This window comes from Saccharopolyspora hattusasensis (assembly GCF_050972075.1).
In the GTDB taxonomy this organism is placed as follows: Bacteria; Actinomycetota; Actinomycetes; order Mycobacteriales; family Pseudonocardiaceae; genus Saccharopolyspora; species Saccharopolyspora hattusasensis.
On the sequence record NZ_JBPCDC010000001.1, the window covers coordinates 1,195,288 to 1,199,846 of the forward strand.

Below are 4,559 nucleotides of genomic sequence, written 5' to 3' on the forward strand. Positions count from 1 at the left end.
GAGGTATGCGGCAAGCAGCCCTTCCGCCCCGCTGAGCGCCGGCCCTGTGACCCGCGAGCGCGGTGACGTACCAAAAACCGGTAGCCGGGCGGCCTCAGCCGCCCGGCACCCGGACCACAACACACCTCTCACAACGAGAACAGGGCTCCTTCCAGCAGGAACATGCACCACTCCACTCAAATCCATGAAGGTATCACTTGCCAGCGGACACGCTCACGAGCGAAAGGGGGAACTACAACACGTATTCGTACTAACGAGCCGAAGCGCGTGACACGGAACTCGAGAAGCCCACATCGCCGTCACAGCGGTACGCCGACCACGCCTCCGCCTTTTCAACAGCCCCAGCGAATTCGTCCGCCGCGACCTCCGACGGCAGCAGCCCGCCGACGGAATCATCTTGCCGACGGTGGAAACGCGCCACCACAAGCTCAGCCACCTCGGCCTCATTCTGCTCGGCGACAGTCCCGCGTAGACCGTCGAGAAAAGCCACAGCGTCATCCACATAATCCGCATACAGCAGGTCACCAGCCAGTTCACGCCCGCCGAACTGACGGCGCAACCACACCACGGCCCGAGCCCCCACACCCCCGTCCACAACGGTCCCGGCCGCATCCGCCCACGTAGCGCACGTCACAACCTCCGCACCGGGGAAAATACGCCGCCAGCATCCGACCCCACCAGCCCGGCGTCTCGCCGGCCGGATCCCACCGCAGCGCCGAGGCAAGCCGGTAATTCACCGCGGCACCCGTCGCGATCACACAGTTCCGTGCGTTGACCCGCCGAGAGGACCGCCTCCTCACCCCTCAACACCACACGCTCAACAGGTGTCGTGCAACCAGGAACGCGCCCGCTCCGCGAGCCCGTTCATGCCGCTCCGCCACTCACCCGCCAAACCATCTCCAGCGCAGTATGAGTGAGCCCACCCTACCCAGCCTCCAAACCCCTTACCCGAAGATCACCGCACCACATGCCCGCCCAGACCACCGGGACTTCCTCGCACCATAGAGACATCGCCGATAGGCAGTGACGGAGCCACAACGGCAACATTTTTGATCAACAGATCAGAAGAGGCTCACCCCGGAACTTCCGGGAACGAGCCCGCCAATCACACAACTGGTCCAGGAGCTGGGCGTCAACCAAGGCGCACCGGACTCGATCGGCGAGCCCCTGCGTGCAAGACTCCTACGCGCTCCATGAGCGTGCGCGGGCACCACTGAGGGACCTCCCGCACATGCGCCCACAACCTTCTCGACCGTGAAGGGCCCGTCACCGCGTGGTGACGGGCCCCCGTGTGATGGAAAACCTATGCGGTGTAGGCGATTGCGTCGAATTCGTGGTTGATGACGCCATCCTGGAACGCCAGCAGTTCGGCATCGGTGAACACCAGCTCGACGGCTGCCCAGCCGCGACGGCGGAACACGTACATGCCGTCCTCGTCGCGGAGGGTGACCTCCAGGCACAGCCCCTCGGCGCAGCCCTCACGAGCACCGGCTAAGAACGCGTCGAACTCCTCGGCGGTGAACAGCAACCGATGGTCATCCGGCGCGCCGAACACCGTCTTGTCGTCACGCAGTTCGACCCAACCATCCCGGCGGGCGACACATACGCACGACAGGTCGGGCTGGCTGCGGGCGGCCTTGCGGAACTCACCTTCAGCAAATAACGGCGGCGTGGTGTTCATGCGGACTCCTTGATATTTGAATCTATTCCTTGAACTCGCGTGCGACCTGTGCAAGAAACTTGCGGGTCTCGGCAAAGTTCAGAGCAGCAGCACTCAGTCGGGCCCAAGCAGTGTCGTGCGCAGCGAGCGCCTTCTTGTCGTCGATGTATCGGATCTCGGCCACGCCTTCGACGTACGCCAGTTCCAGCGGTCCGGCCTGGCCCGGCGAAGGAACACGAAGCAGCACAAAGTTATTGCCGATCGGCGACTTGCGCCCAGGAGCGGACTCGTAGGGCATCACCTGGATCATGACGTTCTCTCGATTCGAGAGCTTGATCATGTGGTCAAGCTGCTGGCGCATGACCTCACGCCCGTCGCCCCACAACCGACGCAAGCAGGACTCGGAAAGCACGAACCGCAAGGACGGCGGCTCGGACTTGTCGAGGATGTCTTGTCGAGCAAGACGGGCGTTCACACGCTCGTCAAACGTCAAGCCGTCGATCTCGGGCAGATCCGCATACATGGCCCGTACGTACGCTTCGCACTGCAGCAGGCCTGGGATGACTTCGACCTGGGACCAGCGAATCTGATCCGCGTGTTTCTCTAGATCAACCAGCAGGCGCACCTCCTCGCCGTAGGCGCGGTTGTGCCCTGCGCTCCAGAAGCCCCGTTTGTGGTTGTCGCGCCGCATTTCGCGCAACGCTTCCTGGTAGCCGTCGTCAGTGAAGCCGAGCTTCGACGCCAACAGCATCAAGTCACCAAGCGCGATGGCGCCGGTGCCGCCGATGAGCGCGTTGATCCGGCTCTGGCTCGTCTCGATCAACTTGGCAGCTTCAGTCTGCGAGATTCCGGCAGTATCGATCATGTGCGCGATCTCGCGTCCGAGCAGCAACTTCTTTGCCGTACGGATGATTGCCATGTGGCTGCCTCTCAGTAGGCGCCCGGGCCTGCGTGAGCTACCTCCCTTCGCCAAGAAGGGTATCGCCCAAGCACACCCGATCGGGGCGGCTAGTCAAAGGTAGATTACCTGATTATGGTTACCTCATGTCGATCTCCAGTACAAGGTTACCCGCGTCTGACGCCAGAGGCTATCGCCGGTTGGATGACCGCTCGTTGCCAGCCCCGATCACCCTGGTTCCTCACGTCGAGCGCTGCAGAAGTTCGCTTTAAGCAACGGCTTCCAGCCTCTGTGAGACCCGCCCGGGCCGTTCCGTGTCCTCCCGACAGGACGGGCCGGGCATATGAGGCGGGCGGCGCAGCGTCGAGACCGAGCGGTGTACCCCGACACCGCGCGCCCCTCGGGCTCCGCGCGCCGCCCGCCACCCCTCCAAACCCCGAACACCGGAGCCTCCATGTCCCATCCCCAGCCACAACAGCGCTACTTCTGGCTACCAGTGCCAGACGAGTCCAGCACCTACGGACTCGTGCGGCACGCTTTCGCCGGCACCCGCCTGGACACCGGCACAGCCGGCGAAGCGTTCTGCGGCAACACCTTCGCCCTGGCCAATCCATCCGAAATGGACTGGATTCACGCCAAGACCTGCCAGGACTGCAACACGCTGCTCAAAGCAATGAAAGGCTGGCCACGGTGACCTCCCCCATGCGCTGGCCCGACGGCACCCCAGCCGACCCCGAACCCGACAACCCCCCGACCACCGACAACCACCTCTGGCGGTTCACCGAGTCACCCCTCCGGGCCCGCACCGACCACGAACTCAAAGAACGAATCATCCAGCGCCTTCGCGCACTCTGAAGACCCGGCCCGATGCCGCGACCTCCCCTACTCGCGGCGGCATCGAGCCGCGCGGCCGGGCGGAGTGGACGCCCCCCGACACACCCCGGCCGCACCCCCCAACGACAAGGACTACACCTCCCGCGAGCCGGACAGAAACTCCACGACACGATGCGTGGTCACCGCGTCCAAGGGAGCAGGAGGGTGGTCGACGGTGCGGATGTGAGCCAGCAACTCCTCGTCGGGCGCCAACCCGTGCCGCTCCAGGTAGTAACAGACGATGTCCGGCCAAATCCACACCCCATCGGAACGGAAACTCACCGGCACCACAGACCCCCGCGACCGATCCACCACATCGTCCATTGTGGAATCCGTATCCAGAACCACGGTGCCGGCACGGAGATAGTCCAGCACCCGGTCCCGCTCCACCGCATCGAGCAGCCGCGGGTGATCCTCCTCGAACACCGGCTCCCCGGCCTCATCGACACCATCGAAGGCACGCGCCAAACGCAACCCGGCAGGCTCTGTCGCCGCCCACACCAACCGGCCGTAAGACCGCGCCGCCCGCTGATACACCGGCACCTCACCACCAGACGCCACCACCTCCACCCGCGGCACACCGGAACCGGCCACCGCCAGCGCCCGCTGAAGCCGACCCGTCAACCCCACCAAATCGACACCACTTCCAGCCTCCACCACATACACCGGCAACCACGGGCCCTGACCACTGATCGAGACACGCCACGCACACCACAACCCCCGAACACCAGCGGTCTCCGACAACACCGCCACCAACCCAGCCACCGCCACCTCATCGACACCCGCAGAACCGGCCGGCGAGCCGGTGAAATGCCACGCCAGAACCCGCTGCTCATCACCGGTCGGGATACGGCTGAACATCGAGGTCGCGGAATCGGCCAAAAACCCGGCCAGCACACCCATCTGCCGAAAAGTCAGCGCCACACCACCAGCAGCCAACTCCTGACACACCGACTCAGCAACCCGGCCGATCCCGCCCTCCGCCAACACCTGCCGAGCCGTCGCAAGAAACTCATCCGACACCCGGCCGGCAAGGCCGAGCAACAGATCATGCATCCCCACCACACGCTCATCTACCACGGACACGTTCCGTCCCTTCCTGGGGCACCATCCCCAGCTCATCAAACA

The 4,559-nt window shown here is 64.5% G+C and carries 6 protein-coding genes; 2 read left to right on the forward strand and 4 right to left on the reverse strand.

Annotation, left to right across the window (positions count from 1 at the left end; translation table 11 throughout):
• Positions 1-250: 250 nt before the first annotated feature.
• The 3 genes from ACRXBZ_RS05395 to ACRXBZ_RS05405 all read right to left on the reverse strand — a co-directional run bounded on the left by ACRXBZ_RS05395 (position 251) and on the right by ACRXBZ_RS05405 (position 2,579).
• On the reverse strand, positions 251-634 hold the full coding sequence (locus tag ACRXBZ_RS05395) for a hypothetical protein (protein ID WP_490885422.1): 384 nt from the start codon (positions 632-634) through the stop codon (positions 251-253).
• Between the two features lie 669 nt (positions 635-1,303).
• The gene (locus tag ACRXBZ_RS05400) at positions 1,304-1,681 is read right to left on the reverse strand and encodes a DUF397 domain-containing protein (protein WP_433878074.1); all 378 of its coding nucleotides are present in this window, start codon (positions 1,679-1,681) and stop codon (positions 1,304-1,306) included.
• A 22-nt stretch (positions 1,682-1,703) separates the two neighbouring features.
• Complete coding sequence (locus ACRXBZ_RS05405; protein WP_433878075.1) at positions 1,704-2,579, reverse strand: Scr1 family TA system antitoxin-like transcriptional regulator; 876 nt, start codon at positions 2,577-2,579, stop codon at positions 1,704-1,706.
• 433 nt (positions 2,580-3,012) lie between these two features.
• On the opposite strand from ACRXBZ_RS05405, the gene ACRXBZ_RS05410 reads away from it, so the two are divergent.
• Together ACRXBZ_RS05410 and ACRXBZ_RS05415 are read left to right on the forward strand one after the other, a co-directional pair.
• Complete coding sequence (locus ACRXBZ_RS05410; RefSeq protein WP_433878076.1) at positions 3,013-3,252, forward strand: HC3 family zinc finger protein; 240 nt, start codon at positions 3,013-3,015, stop codon at positions 3,250-3,252.
• Between the two features lie 8 nt (positions 3,253-3,260).
• Positions 3,261-3,413 (forward strand): hypothetical protein, encoded by a 153-nt coding sequence (locus ACRXBZ_RS05415; RefSeq protein ID WP_433878077.1) that lies wholly within the window; start codon positions 3,261-3,263, stop codon positions 3,411-3,413.
• Positions 3,414-3,524: 111 nt separating this feature from the next.
• On the opposite strand, the gene ACRXBZ_RS05420 is transcribed toward ACRXBZ_RS05415, so the two are convergent.
• Positions 3,525-4,517, reverse strand: coding sequence for a hypothetical protein (locus ACRXBZ_RS05420; RefSeq protein WP_433878078.1), 993 nt, complete (start codon positions 4,515-4,517; stop codon positions 3,525-3,527).
• Positions 4,518-4,559 lie beyond the last annotated feature (42 nt).